We start from the raw sequence: 17,149 nt of genomic DNA on the forward strand, positions 1-17,149 counted from the left end.
TTTATAAATTTGTAAAAACAAAAAACGAAATATGTACGGCAAAATTAAGGAACACTTACAAAAAGAAATACAAGAGATTAAAAACGACGGATTGTATAAGGAAGAACGCATAATAACCTCGCCACAAGGCGCGGAAATAACCTTAAGCACTGGTGAAACGGTTTTAAATTTTTGCGCAAATAATTATTTAGGACTATCGGCGCATCCAGATGTAATTCAAGCTGCAAAATGTGCTATGGATACACATGGTTTCGGAATGAGTTCTGTACGTTTTATTTGTGGTACGCAAGACATCCACAAGGAGCTTGAGCAAAAGATAGCAGATTTTTATGGCACTGAAGATACTATTTTATACGCTGCAGCTTTCGATGCTAATGGTGGTGTATTTGAACCCTTATTAGGGAAAGAAGATGCTATTATCTCAGATTCTTTAAACCATGCCTCCATTATAGACGGTGTGCGTTTATGTAAAGCGGCTCGCTATCGTTACAAAAATAACGATATGGCAGATTTAGAAAAGCAACTTATCGATGCTAACAAAAATGGTGCTCGTCATAAAATAATAGTTACAGATGGTGTCTTTTCTATGGATGGTTTAGTTGCTCCATTAGATGAGATTTGTGATTTAGCCGACAAATATGATGCCTTAGTTATGATTGATGAGTGTCATGCCACAGGATTTATTGGAGAAACCGGAATAGGAACTTTAGAGGCTAAAGGCGTTTTAGGGAGAATAGACATAATTACAGGAACCTTAGGAAAAGCTATGGGTGGCGCTATGGGTGGTTATACAACTGCTAAAAAAGAAGTCATAGATATTTTACGTCAACGCTCAAGACCATATTTGTTTTCTAATTCTTTAGCACCTGCAATAGTTGGCGCCTCTATAAAAGTATTCGATATGTTAAAAAACGATACGTCTTTGAGAGATAAACTCGAAAATAACACCAATTATTTTAAAAAAGGGATGAAATCTGCAGGATTTGACATTATTGATGGCGACTCTGCAATCGTTCCTGTGATGTTATATGACGCAAAATTATCTCAAACTATGGCGAATATGTTATTAAAAGAAGGTATTTATGTTATTGGTTTCTTTTTTCCGGTGGTGCCAAAGGAAAAAGCACGAATTAGAGTTCAACTCTCAGCTGCGCATGAGAAAGCCCATTTAGACAAGGCAATTGAAGCATTTGTTAAGGTTGGTAAAACGTTGGATATTATTAAATAATTACTATAAACTTTAACATTTTGCAACAATAACCAATATTTTTATATATTTGTCTTTGTTAATAATGTTTAACAACTTATTTTTGCTTCTAATTAACACTTAAAAATTAAATTTTTTGAATATGAAAAATCTTAGCAGATTATTATTCACTCTAGTACTTGTTGTAAGTTTTAGTAATGTGAATGCACAAGACCAAGACAATCCTTGGGCTATTAGTTTTGGAATTAACGCAGTTGACTTTTACTCGGGTGAAGACTCGTTTAATGCAGGCGTTTTTGATGAATACTTTAACGCAAAAGACCACTGGAACATTCTTCCTTCTTTATCAACTGTTTCCGTTTCTAAGTATTTAAGTAACAACTTTTCTTTACAAGTTGGCGGATCGATTAATAAAATTGAGAAGTACGGTGATGTAAGAGTAAACGATTTAAACTACTACGCGGTTGATGGTAACGTAAGATACCACCTTAGCAACCTATTAAATACTACTAATTTAGATCCAACAATTGGTGTTGGTGGTGGTTACACGTGGGTTGAAGAAGGTCCATTAAATACTAATGGAACAGGTGGAAACAATAATAATGGTGCTGGAACTTTAAACGGTTCTTTAGGTTTAACATACTGGTTTACTGATAACCTTGGTGTTATGGTAGAATCTAAATACAAGCATTCTTTTGAAGATTATTTAGATACTCACTTTCAACATACTGCAGGATTTACTGTAAGATTTGGTGGTACAGATACAGATGGTGATGGCATATTCGATAAAAATGATGCATGTCCAGAAGTTCCTGGTTTAGAGGCTTTCAACGGTTGTCCTGATACTGATGGTGATGGCATTGAAGATTCTAAAGATTCTTGTCCTAACGAAGCTGGTTTAGCTGAGTTTAACGGTTGCCCAGATACAGATGGTGACGGTGTTGTAGATGGTAGCGACGATTGTCCTACTGTTAAAGGTCTTAAGTCTTTAAACGGTTGTCCAGATGCAGACGGTGACGGTGTTACAGATGCTAAAGATAATTGTCCAAACGAAGCTGGACCAGCTGCAAACAATGGATGTCCTTGGCCTGATACAGATGGTGATGGCATTACAGATAACTTAGACAAATGTCCTAAAGAAGTTGGTACTGCTGCAAACGATGGTTGTCCTGAAGTAGTTGCTCAACCAACTCAAGAAATTATGGACAAATTAAATAGCTATGCAAGAACTATTTTATTTGATACTGGAAAATCATCTTTCCAAAAACAGTCTTATGAAGTTTTACAACAAATTACAGCTATCTTAAAAGAGTACCCAGAGTCTAACTTTACGTTAGAAGGGCACACTGATAGTGTTGGTTCTAAATCTTCAAACCAGTTATTATCTGAAAGAAGAGCAAATGCAGTAAGAGATTACTTAATTTCTAACGGTATTAACAGAGACAGGTTAACTGCTTACGGTTTTGGTGAAGATTACCCAGTAGATTCGAATGCTACAAGAAACGGTAGAAAAAACAACAGACGTACTGAGATTAAACTTAAAAAATAAGTTTCTCATTACTTTTTAAATAAGTTTTACAAAAAACGCTTCGGTTAACCGAAGCGTTTTTTATTTTTATATAATGAACAGCTTTATTTTCGATGTACTTCAAGTCCTTAATTCAAAAGGAGAAGACTTATCTTCTCTCAACTTTATTTTACCTAGTAAACGCGCTGGCGTATTTTTAAGGCAAGAACTATCTAACGTTGTAAATAAAACCATTTTTTCTCCAAAAATATTAAGTATTGAAGAGTTTACTGAAGATCTATCCGGACTAAAACCTTTAACCAACACAGAACTTCTTTTCGAGTTCTATAACACCTATTTAGAACTAACACCAAAAAAAGAACAAGAACCATTTGAAACCTTTGCCAAATGGGCACAAGTGTTGTTGCAAGATTTTAACGAAATTGACAGATATTTAATTGAGCAAAATAAAATATTTGACTATTTAGGTGCTATTAAAGAATTAGAAAACTGGCATTGGTCTAAGGAAGATAATCAAACAGAGGTAGTAAAAAACTATCTTAAGTTTTGGGATAAACTAAAAATTTATTACAACCATTATATAGAAACATTAGTAAAAAAAGAATCTGGATACCAAGGATTAATTTACAGAGAGGCTGTTGAAAACATTCAAAATTACTGTTCAACCACCAATCAAAAACATATTTTTTTAGGTTTTAATGCCTTAAATGCTGCTGAAGAGACCATTATTCAAGAATTGCTTAAAAACGATTTGGCAGAAATATTCTGGGATATAGATACCATCTTTATTAACAATCCAATACACGACGCCGGATTATTTACCAGAGCACATAAATCTAGTTGGAAGTATTTTGAAAACCATCCGTTTCAATGGATAAGCGACCACTATTCTAAAGATAAAAATATTCAAATATATGGTGTTCCAAAAAATATTGGTCAAGCGAAAACCATAGGCTCGCTTTTAAAAACCATAGCTAATACAAACTCCAATTTAAAAAGTACAGCAGTCGTTCTTGGTGACGAAAATTTATTAATCCCTGTATTACATTCAATCCCAGAAAACATAGACAAGCTTAATATAACCATGGGCTTTCCCTTAAGTTCTGTTCCCTTAGCTTCTTTATTCGAGCAATTATTTGGTATGCACAAAAAAGTGACTAATACATTCTATTATAAAGATGTTATTGGCTTGCTTTCTCATCAGTTTATAAAACCGCTGTTTGAAACAACTCATGGCAATCAAGCATCCCAGCTTATTGAAACGATCCAAAAAAAGAATACTGTTTATATTTCGCTTACAGATATAAAAAGATATAATCCACAGCATACCAATTTACTTGATTTATTATTTTCAAATTGGGAAAACAAAGCCACATATGCAATTGAAAACTGCTTCAAAATAATTACAATCATTAAAAATCATTTAAATGATAATAAGAATGAAAACCTACTCTCCTTAGAGTATCTATTCAGGTTTAACAAGTTGTTTAATGAGTTATTTAGACTAAACGAAAGCTACCACCACATTAATGATATTTCTTCGTTATTTAGTATTTATAAAGAATTGTTGTCCACCGAAACATTAGATTTTCAAGGCGAGCCATTAGAAGGATTACAAGTTATGGGTATGCTGGAGTCTCGTGTACTCGATTTCGAAACTGTAATCATTTCCAATGTTAATGAAGGTTTACTCCCTTCAGGTAAATCAAATAATTCGTTTATTCCATTCGACGTTAAAATTGAAAATAAACTTCCCACCTACAAAGAAAAGGATGCTGTTTATACCTATCATTTTTACAGACTGTTACAACGTGCCAAAAATATTTTCATTCTTTATAATACCGAAGCAGATGTCTTAACCGGAGGAGAAAAAAGCCGTTTTATTAATCAATTAGAATTAGAAGCAATCCATAACATTAACCATGCAATTGTTACTCCGCAAGTACCAGCTTCTAATTTAAAATTAAAAGAAATAAAAAAAACAGAAACGGTTGTAGAGCAATTAAAAACAATAGCAAAGCAAGGATTTTCTCCCTCATCACTTACAAATTATATTCGCAATCCTTTAGATTTTTATTACCAGAAGCTATTGGGCATAAAAGACATCGAAGAAGTTGAAGAGACTATCGCTGCCAACACGATGGGAACAGTTGTACACGACACTTTAGAAGCGCTTTACAAACCGTATATAGGAAAAACATTAACCGTAGGCGACATCGAAAGAATGACACCTCAGATAGCTCCAAAAATTGACTTTTATTTTAAACAAAGTTATGCTGAAGGTGATATGTCTAAAGGTAAGAATCTCATAATTTTCGAAATCGCAAAACGCTATGTTCAAAATTTTTTAAAGCTTGAAATTGAAGATTTAAAGCAGGGCAACACCATCACGATTTTGGCTTTAGAGCAGCGTATTGAGGTGCCTTTAGATATTCCTGAATTAAACTTTGAAGTAAATCTAAAAGGCACTGTAGACCGTATAGATAATTATAATGGAGTGCATAGAATTATAGATTACAAAACAGGAAAAGTTGAAGAAGCGCAAGTCTCCATAGTCGATTGGGAAGAAATAACTACAGATTATAAAAAATACAGTAAAAGTTTCCAGATTTTAGCGTATGCTTATATGCTTAATGCTCAAGAACCACTACGTTTTCCTATTGAAGCAGGTGTTATTTCCTTTAAAAATCTCAAAGCAGGATTTTTAAAATTCACTAAACGAGACCAACAAAGCCGTGGTAATAAAGAGACCTTAATAACTCAAAACACACTTGACACTTATTTCGCAGAACTGAAAAAACTAATAATCGAAATTTGTAACCCAGAGATTAATTTTATAGAAAAAGAGCTATAATGATAGATAAAAATAAGGTTTTAATCAGGTCTAATAAAAAGCCCATTGTTTTTGATACTTTTTATAACGCTACGCAAAAACCAAAACCTTTGGTTATTTTCTGTCACGGATATAAGGGTTTTAAAGATTGGGGAAGCTGGAATCTGGTTGGTCAGGCCTTTATGAAAGCCGAGATATTTTTCGTTAAATTTAACTTCTCGCATAATGGAGGTACAGTAGAAAACCCAATAGATTTTCCAGATTTAGAAGCATTTGCCGAAAATAATTACACTAAAGAATTAGACGATTTAGATTGTGTTTTAAACCATTTTATAGAAAAAAGCGTAACCTACAAAAAAGAAATAGATACCAGAAACATTACCTTAATTGGTCATTCGCGAGGTGGAGGCATTGCTACTATTAAAGCCGCTGAGGATAAAAGAATCACCAAATTAATTACCTGGGCAAGCATTTGCGATTTTGCAAAGCGAACTGCAACTATTGGCGATTTAGAACAATGGCAAAAACATGGTGTAAAATATGTTTTAAACGGAAGAACAAATCAGCAAATGCCACACAATTACCAGTTTTATGAAGATTTTAAAGCGAATGAAAAAAGATTAAATATTAAAAAATCTGCAAAATTATTAAACCATTCTCATTTAATAATTCACGCTATAGATGATCCATCTGTTAAGTTTGAAGAGGCAGAAGCACTCCATTCTTGGAACCCAAACAGTGAGCTATTTCAAATAGAACACAGTAATCATGTATTTGGTGCCAAGCATCCATGGGAAGAACCTACAATGCCATTAGCTTTAAAAGCTGTTGTAGAAAAGAGTATTCGCTTTATTAATGCTTAAGCAATTTTTAGAACGCTTAGCTTGTGCTCATTTATTTTATTAAATAAAAGCTCTCTATTAACGGGTTTTGTAATGTAGTCATTCATACCTACCGCCATTACTTTTTGTCGTGCCGTATCAGTCGCATCTGCAGTAACTGCTATAATTGGAATGTCTTTGGCGACACTTAAAGGTGGGTTGTTTCTAATAATTGTGGTCGTTTCGTAACCATCCATTACTGGCATTTGCAAATCCATTAAAATAATATCGAAACAATTATTTTCTAAAAGCTTTAATGCCTGTTTCCCATTTTCTGCTAACATAAAATCTGTAATGGCTAATTTGGTAAGCATTTTCTTCATTATCATTTGGTTTAATTTGTTATCCTCAACAACCAAAACTTTTATAGATTTATTTTCGTTTGCTTCTGTATTTATTGTTTTTGTTTCAGGTTTAAGTTGTTCTACAATTTTAAAATCTAAAACAATAGAAACATCTGTACCTCGACCTTCGTCACTTTCAATATTAATGGTTCCTCCAAACAGGTCTATTAAGTGCTTTACTATGCTCAGTCCTAATCCTACACCTCCAAAACTACGTTTATCGTTTAGTCGCATTTGGCCAAAACTATTAAAGAGGTGCTTCTTTTTTTCGCTGTTAATACCCACACCTGTGTCTTTGATATTTATAATAAACTGTGAAAACTCGTTAGCTTTTTTTTGAGATTTAACAACACAGTCTATTTTACCAAAACTAGTAAATTTAACAGCATTACTTAATACATTATTTATTATTTGAGCAAAACGCTCTGCGTCACCTTCAATATTGTATGGTAAGGGAGTGTTAATCTCAAGAGAGAATTTTAATCCTTTATTTTCTGCCATACGTTTCCAGTTGCTGCTAATTTGCTCAATAACCTCTTTAGGATTAAATATTTCCGTTCTTAATTTTAATTCACCTTTTTCAATCTTTTCGAAATCGAGAATATCGTTTATATTACTTAATAAACTAAGTGATGCATGTTTTATCACTTCAAAATTTTTCTGACTTTCAGCATCTAATGTTTTGTCGAGTTCATCATCTGCAATACCCATAATGGCATTAATAGGTGTACGTAACTCATGACTAATGTTAGACATGAAGTAACTTTTAAGCTCACTAATTTCTTCGGATTTGTGAAGTGCTACCATTTGAGATTCTTCTTTTTCAAGTCGTAAATCTCGTATTAAATTCGTCATGGATAACGATAAAAATATAACCTCGAATGTAATACCAAACTTTGCGCTATTAAGAGTAACAAAATTATTGGGTAACAAGCTTAAATTATTCATAACAAAGCCCATTAACCCAATGACCAAAAAGAAAATTCCTATAGAGAAAAAGACATCAACCTTATAGTTTTTATATCGAAAGTAAAATAAGGTTACTAAAATTAAAATTAAACTCAATAAGCCGTTAATATTACTTATAGGATATACAATCGCTTTTGTTTCATTATTAATAAATAACATTACTCCTAATAGTATAATTATTCCATAAAGAACTTTAAAAGCAATTTTTATTCGTTTGGTTCTTTCTTCGACCTTCAAAAAATGCTCGCAGTATTTTAGTAGAAAGAAATTTGAAAATAATGCTGTAACCAATACTGCCCTACTATTTAAAAACCCTCCTGAAGGTAGTATGTATTGAAAAATGATACCATCGAGAGCAGATTGCAATAATGCAATAGAAAATACATAAATAGCGTAATAAAGAAATGTTTTATTAGATAGGCTGGTAAAGAAAAATAAATAAACGAGTGTGGCTAAAAACAATAACCCATAAAAGAACCCTAAAAATAATTGATGGCTGTAATTTTCTTTCCAAAAATCTCTCTCTGTATGTAAAGTTAACGGTAAATTTAATGTTTCACCATCACTTTTTAAATGCAAATAAAATTGTTGTGTACTATTTTTAGGTAACTCTATTCTAAAAATGGTTTTGCGATGTTGTACCTGGCGTTCTTTAAAAGGTATTGCATCTCCACTTCTAAATTCAGTTATATTATCATTCTCTAATTGAAATAATTGCGCAACGTCTGTTACTGGTCGTCCAGTTTGAAGGTAATAAGTTTTTGTTTGGTTTGTGGAGTTTTCTATTTCAAATTTTAACCAAAAATCTTCGGTGGTAAAACCAAGACTTTGGTTTTCGGAAGTTAGTGGTATAAAGTCCAGCTTACTATCGTTTTCAAGAACGTCCTTAATACTTAAATCTGAATTTAAAGATTTTGCATATAAAGCATATTCGTAAAACTGGCCTTTACTACGTGAAGGATTATAAACCTCATTTTGCGAAAATAAGGCACAACTGAAAAGGCAAATAAATAATAATAATACTTGACGCATTTTTTTGGTTGATTTGGGTTCTTAAACAAAAAAATCAAGTACAACTAATATGTAGAGGGATTAATAGCTGAACATTCTATATACGCAATATAGTAAAAAAAGGTTTTAAATTTAATTAAAGACTAAATTTCAGTGTATTACAAAAGTATCGTGGAGCATATCGGATTCGAACCGATGACCTTTTGGCTGCCAGCCAAACGCTCTAGCCAACTGAGCTAATGCCCCATTTTACTTGAGTCCACTAAGTACTAACACTGGAAATGCCGTAACATGAAACTCTTTTTTTAAAACTACATTATTTTCCCAAAGTTTACCAAAAAAACCACGTTTACGTCTAACAACGCATAATAAATCTGGATTTCTTTTCTGGTAATGCTCTAAAACACCTTGGTAGGTTGTTGGGTTTTCAGATATTGTTGTGTTGGTTATTATATTTTTTAGTTCATCATTTATATTAAAATCACCTTCGTTATGAAATGGTGTTTTTACTAAAATTAAATGTACAACAGACTTAAAATTATCTTTAATCTGTTTCAATGGCTTTAAAGCATCTTCCTTTTTTATTATTGCAGATTTTAAAGCCAGTAATATTGAAACAATTGGTTTAAAAACATAACCTTCAGGTACTATTAATGCTGGTATGTTAGTCTGTTTTACAATTTTTCCAGAGGTTTTACCTAAATACACTTCATCCTTAATAGAATTCGTTCTTGGTTCTAAGATAATTAAATCGATATCTAGAGACTGGCAAACTAAATTTAATGTGTCTACCAATTTTCCTTTAAAGGTTTTAGTTACAATTTCTACACCTTTAGGTTCTATTTGTGCAACATGATGCTCTAAAAAAGCCTTACTCTCTCGCTCTAAAATATGATCTATTTTAATCATAGTTCCCGCTTTGGTATAGACATTAAAAACTTGAACAACGTAAAGCTTTGCTCCTGTTGCTCTGGCAAAGTCAACAGCATATTGTAAATGGCTTTTAGCATTTTTAGATGATCCTACAGGAACTAAAATATTTTTCATGTTGAAGTGATTAAAAGTATTTAGACTACAAAAATACATTTTTTTATACTAAAACTTCCGACCTTTGTGCACGTAAACTGCTAACCAATTTTGAGTACCAATATTAGCCTTAAACATATTAACAAACTTGCCATACCAGCCCTAATTGCTGGAGTTGCCGAGCCTATTTTGTCTTTAACAGATGCTGCCATAGTTGGTAATGTAGAATTAAACGCTACAGAATCGTTGGCTGCTGTTGGTATCGTTTCTACTTTTTTATCGATGCTTATTTGGGTTTTTGGACAAACAAGAAGTGCTATTTCTTCAATAATATCGCAATATTTAGGCGCAAATAAATTAGAAGAAGTTAAAAATCTTCCTGCTCAGTCCATTTTTATAATTACTTCGCTAAGCATCTTAATTATCATTAGTACGTATCCTTTTGCCGAATATATTTTTAAGCTTTACAATGCTAAAGATTTAATTTTAGATTATACTGTTAGCTATTATAAAATTCGCGTTTTCGGTTTTCCGTTTACCCTTTTTACTATTGCTGTTTTTGGTGCTTTTAGAGGGTTACAAAACACATATTACCCTATGGTAATTGCAATAATTGGAGCAGTTGCTAACATTATATTCGATTATTTTCTGGTTTATGGCGTGGTAGGCTTTATTCCGGCTATGCATATTCAAGGTGCTGCTTACGCCAGTGTTATTGCTCAATTTTTAATGGCGCTGCTCTCCGGAATATATCTATTAAAAAAAACCGATATTCCACTACTTGTAAGTTTTCCTTTCAACAAAGAAATATCCCGTTTTTTAATAATGATTGGAAATCTCGTTATAAGAACATTAGCGCTAAATGTAACACTCTACTTTGCTACAAGATACGCAACCAATTACGGTAAAGAATATATAGCAGCATACACTATAGCAATAAACTTGTGGTTTTTAGGTGCCTTTCTAATAGATGGTTATGCAAGCGCAGGCAATATTTTATCTGGCAAATTATTAGGTGGCAAAGAATACAGCAAACTCATTGCATTAAGTAACAAACTCATAAAATACGGCATTATTATTGGGCTTATAATCGCTGGATTAGGTGCCTTACTGTATTATCCTATTGGCAGAATTTTTATTAAAGAGCCAGAGGTTTTAGAGCAGTTCTATAAAGTGTTCTGGATTGTTTTAGCCATGCAACCTCTATGTGCATTAGCATTTATTTTCGATGGCATGTTTAAAGGCATGGGTAAAATGAAAGCACTTAGAAACCTGTTATTAGTATCCACATTTGTTGTTTTCCTGCCTATATTATACATTTTAGACCAAAATAATTTAAAATTAACAGGCGTTTTTATCGCCTTTACCTTCTGGATTGCAGCACGAGGGATACCATTAATCATAAAATTTAGAAAAGAATTTTTACCACTATCGCAAAAGGATTAACTTTATGCCGTTAAACATAAAACTTTGCAACTGTTAACAATAATTCAAAATACCAAGGCTTACGAAGCTGGATATTCAATTGGCTACATTATAGGTAGAGCCCTTCCTTGGATTTTTCTATTGGTAATAGCAGTTTTTATTATTATCTATCTTAAAAAAAAATCGAATAAATAATGGACATATTAAACTTTTTAGGAGGCAGTGGTTTTTTTGCCATTTTAGCATTATTAATAATTATAATCTACGTATTTAACAGATATAGAAACCGCAGATAATGGGAAACATTCGTATAACCAAGCTTTTTTCTTTTGAAACCGGCCACGCACTTTACGGCTACGATGGCAAATGTAAAAATGTGCATGGACACAGCTATAAGCTATCTGTAACCGTCTTTGGACAACCAATTTCCGATACGTCTAACGTAAAATTCGGTATGGTTATCGATTTTACAGATTTAAAAAAAATTGTAAAAGAAGAAATTGTAGATGTTTTCGACCATGCCACAGTATTTAATAAAAACACACCACATGTAGAGTTGGCAAAAGAGCTTAAAGACAGAGGTCATAGCGTTTTATTAGTAAATTATCAACCAACAAGCGAGATGATGGTTATTGATTTTGCTAAAAAAATAAAGAAACGTTTGCCAAAAAACATTCAATTACACTCATTAAAACTTCAAGAAACAGAAAGTTCGTATGCCGAATGGTATGCTAGCGAAAACAATTAAAATGATTTGTGTGTTACCAAAACCTGTAAAAAAATAAGAATTAACGAGTAATCCCTAACGCATACACTATTAAGATTTTGTACTAAAATTAAGACTCTGGTCTATTTTTAAGAGATTACTCTCTTTGTAGGAATTAATTATATTTACAGCATGCAAATCCCAAAAAGAAAGAAAATATATTTTGCTTCAGACAATCACTTAGGTGCGCCAACGAAAGCGCAATCCATTCCTCGTGAGAAAAAATTTGTAGCTTGGTTAGATGAAATTAAAGAAGATGCAGCTGCCATTTTTTTGCTTGGCGATTTGTTCGATATGTGGATGGAATACAAAACCGTAATCCCAAAAGGATTTACGAGAACATTAGGCAAACTTGCCGAAATAAGTGATTCTGGAATTCCAATTTATTATTTTGTTGGTAATCACGACTTATGGATGGATGGTTATTTTGAAGAAGAATTAAATATTCCTGTTTACCACAAACCACAAGAGTTTACCTATAACGATAAAACTTTTTTTATTGGACATGGGGACGGATTAGGCCCTGGCGATAAAGGTTACAAACGCATGAAAAAAGTATTTACCAACCCTGTTTCAAAGTGGTTATACAGGTGGTTACATCCAGATTTTGGTATGCGATTAGCGCAATACTTATCGGTTAAAAATAAAATGATTTCCGGAGACGACGACGCCAAATTTCTTGGTGAAGATAACGAGTGGTTAGTACAATACTGCAAACGTAAATTGGAAACCAAACATAGAGATTTTTTTGTTTTTGGGCATAGACACCTGCCTTTAGATATTAAACTTAACGACACTTCAAGATATATAAATCTTGGCGATTGGATAAGTTATTATACTTATGGTGTATTTGATGGCGAAACCATGGAGTTGAAGGAGTATTAGTCCATTAACATTTTAAGAGTCATGATGTCTATTTTTCCGTCTGGAAATAGATTGTTTTTTTCTTCAAAACTTTTTAAAGCTTCAGAAGTAATGTTTTTATAAACACCATCTACAGGAATATCGTAACCTTTTTTAACTAAAAGTTTTTGCATTTCGAAAACAAAGGCGCTTTTCTCACCAGAAAACAAGACCTTTTGTGGCATCATATCCAACATTAATTGTTTGTGTCCTGTTTCCTTTTCATTTTCATTATACGCTGTAACAGACAGACCTTTAGTTTCAAAAAGCCTTATATCATCATTATTTAAGCCTTCATTTTTTAAAGTTTGAGAACGTTCTAAAATCGATTTATAATAATTAACCTTTGCTAATTTCTTACCATATTCTGCAACAGCCAATACCGTTTCTTCATCATCATCCTCAGGACTTCTTACATCAATTTCGTTAGCACTCCATTGCATTTGCATGTAATTATTAGCGGTTTCTAAAGCTTCATAATAGTTATAGACTGTTTCCTTGTTATAGTAATTAAGGTCTATCTCTTTGGCAGGTTTTATATTCGCATTTTCAGGGTGAAACCTTTGGTAATCTTTATATTCTCCGTAAGCAAAAATTAATACAATAACAACGAGAATAAAAATGAGAATTTTTTTCATTGGTTAGGGGTTTTTATAAAACTGTAATTGATTATTACCGACAAATATAAGAGAATTTAGCTTTAATCGTTAGCTTCGAAATCTTTGGTTAAATCTAATTTTCTAAAACTTGGTAGTATTACACCTGTGGTTACCACGGTAATTAACGTCATGGTGCCACCAAAAACAACAGCAGTTACCGTTCCCATTAATTTTGCAGTTACACCGCTTTCAAAAGCGCCTAACTCGTTAGAGCTCCCAACAAACATAGAGTTAACCGATGCTACACGACCACGCATATGATCTGGCGTTTTTAACTGGAGTATGGTTTGCCTAATTACCATAGAAACACCATCTGTTACACCACTAAAGAAGAGTGCAACAACAGAAATCCAAAAAACAGAAGACAAGCCAAACACGATAATACACACTCCAAAACCAAAAATAGCTACCAGTAATTTCATACCAGCATTTTTACTTATAGGAATGTAAGCTGTTGCAACCATTGTTAAAATGGCGCCCACAGATGGAGCAGCGCGCAATACACCAAAACCTTCGCTACCAACTTTTAATATGTCTTGAGCAAAAATTGGTAATAACATTACAGCACCACCAAATAAAACAGAGACCATATCTAAAGTTAAGGCTCCCAAAATAGCCTTTGTCTTAAAGACAAAACGAAGGCCTTCACTTAAGCTTTTTAAAATGGGTTCGTTAATTTTTGTGTTTAATATTGGTTTTTTAGAAATCTGTAAAACAGTTAAAAAAGACAGGATTACAAAAGCAAAAACAATACAAAGTGACCAGTGTACACCAAACCAACTTATAGCAAATCCAGCAAAGGCGATGCCGATAATAGATGCCATTTGCCATGTGCTGCTACTCCAAGTTGCAGCATTAGGATATAGTTTTCGTGGTACAATTAAAGCTACTAACGAAAATAATATTGGTCCGAAAAACGAGCGTAATATGCCTCCAAAAAACACTAAAGCATAAATACAGTACAACACAGTATTAGTCTCCCAGTTAGCAACAATTCTATCCCAAGTGAGTAGAAATAATCCAAAACTAATAAGTGAAAATGCTGCAATACAGAAGGCTAAAAGGTTTCTCTTTTCTTTTCTATCTACAATATGCCCTGCAAATAGCGCCATAATAAACGCTGGAAAGAATTCCATTAAACCAATTATACCGAGGGACAGAGGATCTTTAGTGATTGAGTACACCTGCCACTCAATTACAATAAATTGCATAGACCAGCCAAAAACCAATAAAAAACGCATTAATATAAAGATGTTAAATTCTTTAAAACGTAATGCTGCGTATGGATCGTTTTTGGTTTTATTCATTTATTAGAAGAAAAATACATTATTCTTTAATATCTCTTAATTTTAATTGCAACGAGACATTTCCTTGCCATTCGTTTTCATCTATAGAATAAACAGCCTTAAAACGGTTGTTGTTTTTAATTAAATTAAGTTTGTCTCCAAGACCAAAACCAATGCATACTATTGGGTTGCTATTAGGTTGTTTTACAGTTATTCGTAAATGTTTATTGTCTTCGCCAACACATTTGCCATAGCCAGTATCTTGTAAATTGTCACTAATAAAAACAGGAGACATATTTCCTGGACCAAAAGGTGCAAACTGTTTAATAATGCGCATTAATTTATCATCAATCTCGTTTAGTTCTAACTTTCCATCAATACTAATTTCTGGTGTTAGCAATCTTTTGTCTATTGTTGCTTCTACTACATCTTCAAATTTTTGTTTAAAGGCTTCGTAATTTTCTTCTTTAAGGGTTAAACCTGCAGCATATTTATGGCCTCCAAATTGCTCAATATGTTCGGAGCAAGCTTCTAAAGCATTATAAACATCAAACCCTTTTACAGAACGTGCAGATGCGGCTAATTTGTCGCCACTTTTTGTAAAAACTAAGGTTGGCCTGTAATGTGTTTCTATTAAACGAGAAGCCACAATACCAATAACGCCTTTATGCCAATCTTCTTGATAAACGACAGATGTTAAACGTTCTTGTTCATTATTATCTTCAACTTGTTTTAGCGCTTCAACAGTAATTTGCTTATCGGCTTCGCGTCTATCTGTATTAAAATCTTCTATTTCCTGGGCATACACTTCAGCTGTATTTGCATTGGTTTCGGTTAATAAATCTACTGCATATTGACCGTGTTTCATTCTACCCGCAGCGTTAATTCTTGGTGCAATAATAAACACAACATCTGTAATGGTAAGTGTTTCTTTTTTTATCTGATTGATAATGGCTTTAAAACCAGCTCTGGGATTTTCATTTATAACCTGTAAACCAAAATAGGCCAGAATTCTGTTTTCGCCAGTAATAGGAACAATATCTGCACCAATAGCAGTAGCGACTAAATCGAGATATTGTGTTAAATCTTCAATTGTTTTTCCTTTTTTTGAAGCTAATGCTTGTATGAGTTTGAAGCCAACACCACAACCACAAAGTTCTTTATAAGGATAGTTACAATCGCTTTGTTTAGGATCTAATACAGCAACCGCATTGGGTATGTTTTCTCCTGGTCTATGGTGATCGCAAATTATAAAATCAATATTTTTTTCTTCCGCGTAAGCGATTTTATCTATTGCTTTTATACCGCAATCGAGAGCAATTATTAGGGTGAAATTATTATCCTCTGCAAAATCGATCCCTTTAAAAGATATGCCGTAGCCTTCATCGTAGCGGTCTGGAATATAGGTGGCAACATTAGGGTACTCGCTTAATAGATAAGAAGACATTAATGATACAGCTGTAGTGCCATCTACATCGTAATCGCCATAAACTAAGATGTTTTCGTTGTCTTTTATTGCTTTTTCTATACGTTCTACAGCTTTTTCCATATCCTTCATTAAAAAAGGATCATGTAAATGGTCTAAAGAGGGTCTAAAAAAATCTTTGGCTTGCTCGTATGTTTCTATACCTCTTTGTGCTAAGAGTACTGCAATGGGTTCTATTACTTGCAAAGCATTTTGTAAGAATTGAACGGTTTTTTGGTTTGGTTTTGGTTTAAGCGTCCAGCGCATAATTAAGTTAAAAGTAAATGGTTAAACAGAGAATAGTTTGCACACTCAAAATTTAGACATCATGAAAGTGAATAGTTGTCGTGACTGTTGCAAATTTGCGAAACATTTCCATAACACCGCAATATTTATCTATAGATAAATCGACCGCTTTTTTAATTTTAGCTTCGTCTAAATCTTTACCATAAAAATGATAGGCAACAGCAACAGTATGGTAATATTTAGGATGTTCCTCTGTTAGTTCTCCTGTGGTATCCATTCTAAAATCTGAAATTTTTACTTTCATTTTATCTAAAATAGAAACAACATCTAATCCAGAACAACCAGCAAGTGCAGAAAGCATCATAGCTTTAGGCGATAATCCAGAATTGTGCCCTCCATTTTCTGGAGCGGTATCTATTAATACGGTTTTTCCGCTAGGATTATCAGATTCAAATTGCAAATTACCTTTCCAGTGTGTTATTACTTTATGCGACATAAAATTGGTTTTAAGTTAAAAATGTCTAAATTACTTAAAGTTCTTGTTAACTTTAAATACTTTTACCCATAGTGTTCTCTAAAGACACTCATTTAATCAAAAAT

General features: G+C 33.0%; 13 protein-coding genes and 1 tRNA gene. 7 read left to right on the plus strand and 7 right to left on the minus strand.

The features are described 5' to 3' along the window. Positions 1-31: 31 nt before the first annotated feature. The 4 genes from kbl (at position 32) to ACVC43_RS14965 (ending at position 6,431) form a co-directional block, all read left to right on the plus strand. Positions 32-1,228 carry a glycine C-acetyltransferase gene (gene kbl, locus ACVC43_RS14950; protein WP_452225347.1) on the plus strand — a complete coding sequence of 399 codons (1,197 nt, stop codon included), beginning with the start codon at positions 32-34 and terminating at the stop codon, positions 1,226-1,228. A gap of 121 nt (positions 1,229-1,349) precedes the next feature. Next, the gene (locus ACVC43_RS14955; RefSeq protein ID WP_452225348.1) at positions 1,350-2,756 is read left to right on the plus strand and encodes an OmpA family protein; all 1,407 of its coding nucleotides are present in this window, start codon (positions 1,350-1,352) and stop codon (positions 2,754-2,756) included. 73 nt (positions 2,757-2,829) lie between these two features. Next, positions 2,830-5,589, plus strand: a complete 2,760-nt coding sequence (locus ACVC43_RS14960) for a PD-(D/E)XK nuclease family protein (RefSeq protein ID WP_452225349.1) — start codon at positions 2,830-2,832, stop codon at positions 5,587-5,589. After that, positions 5,589-6,431, plus strand: coding sequence for an alpha/beta hydrolase family protein (locus ACVC43_RS14965; RefSeq protein WP_452225350.1), 843 nt, complete (start codon positions 5,589-5,591; stop codon positions 6,429-6,431). The genes ACVC43_RS14960 and ACVC43_RS14965 overlap by 1 nt, the downstream gene beginning before the upstream one ends. On the opposite strand, the gene ACVC43_RS14970 is transcribed toward ACVC43_RS14965, so the two are convergent. The 3 genes from ACVC43_RS14970 to ACVC43_RS14980 all read right to left on the minus strand — a co-directional run bounded on the left by ACVC43_RS14970 (position 6,428) and on the right by ACVC43_RS14980 (position 9,820). Then, positions 6,428-8,794: a 7TM diverse intracellular signaling domain-containing protein gene (locus ACVC43_RS14970; protein ID WP_452225351.1), complete on the minus strand. Its 2,367-nt coding sequence runs from the start codon at positions 8,792-8,794 to the stop codon at positions 6,428-6,430. The two genes, ACVC43_RS14965 and ACVC43_RS14970, sit on opposite strands and share 4 nt — an antisense overlap. A 151-nt stretch (positions 8,795-8,945) precedes the next feature. Continuing rightward, positions 8,946-9,019: transfer RNA gene (locus tag ACVC43_RS14975), tRNA-Ala, on the minus strand. A 3-nt stretch (positions 9,020-9,022) separates the two neighbouring features. After that, positions 9,023-9,820: a universal stress protein gene (locus ACVC43_RS14980; RefSeq protein WP_452225352.1), complete on the minus strand. Its 798-nt coding sequence runs from the start codon at positions 9,818-9,820 to the stop codon at positions 9,023-9,025. A gap of 90 nt (positions 9,821-9,910) precedes the next feature. Here ACVC43_RS14980 and ACVC43_RS14985 point away from each other — a divergent pair, with 90 nt between their 5' ends. The 3 genes from ACVC43_RS14985 to ACVC43_RS14995 all read left to right on the plus strand — a co-directional run bounded on the left by ACVC43_RS14985 (position 9,911) and on the right by ACVC43_RS14995 (position 12,875). After that, a complete protein-coding gene (locus tag ACVC43_RS14985; RefSeq protein WP_452225353.1) occupies positions 9,911-11,245 on the plus strand; it encodes an MATE family efflux transporter in 1,335 nt (444 codons plus the stop codon). Between the two features lie 274 nt (positions 11,246-11,519). Beyond that, entirely contained in the window at positions 11,520-11,972 is a 453-nt protein-coding gene (locus tag ACVC43_RS14990) for a 6-pyruvoyl trahydropterin synthase family protein (RefSeq protein ID WP_452225354.1), read from the plus strand. A gap of 150 nt (positions 11,973-12,122) precedes the next feature. Continuing rightward, complete coding sequence (locus ACVC43_RS14995; protein ID WP_452225355.1) at positions 12,123-12,875, plus strand: UDP-2,3-diacylglucosamine diphosphatase; 753 nt, start codon at positions 12,123-12,125, stop codon at positions 12,873-12,875. Here ACVC43_RS14995 and ACVC43_RS15000 read toward each other — a convergent pair. From ACVC43_RS15000 to ACVC43_RS15015, 4 genes are all read right to left on the minus strand, one after another. Further along, positions 12,872-13,531 carry a peptidoglycan-binding domain-containing protein gene (locus tag ACVC43_RS15000; protein ID WP_452225356.1) on the minus strand — a complete coding sequence of 220 codons (660 nt, stop codon included), beginning with the start codon at positions 13,529-13,531 and terminating at the stop codon, positions 12,872-12,874. The genes ACVC43_RS14995 and ACVC43_RS15000 overlap by 4 nt on opposite strands. 62 nt (positions 13,532-13,593) lie before the next feature. Then, positions 13,594-14,859 carry an MFS transporter gene (locus tag ACVC43_RS15005; protein ID WP_452225357.1) on the minus strand — a complete coding sequence of 422 codons (1,266 nt, stop codon included), beginning with the start codon at positions 14,857-14,859 and terminating at the stop codon, positions 13,594-13,596. A gap of 19 nt (positions 14,860-14,878) precedes the next feature. Then, complete coding sequence (recJ, locus tag ACVC43_RS15010; protein ID WP_452225358.1) at positions 14,879-16,570, minus strand: single-stranded-DNA-specific exonuclease RecJ; 1,692 nt, start codon at positions 16,568-16,570, stop codon at positions 14,879-14,881. A 52-nt stretch (positions 16,571-16,622) separates the two neighbouring features. Then, positions 16,623-17,045, minus strand: coding sequence for an OsmC family protein (locus ACVC43_RS15015; RefSeq protein WP_452225359.1), 423 nt, complete (start codon positions 17,043-17,045; stop codon positions 16,623-16,625). Positions 17,046-17,149: the final 104 nt, after the last annotated feature.

This window comes from Lacinutrix chionoecetis (assembly GCF_053604665.1).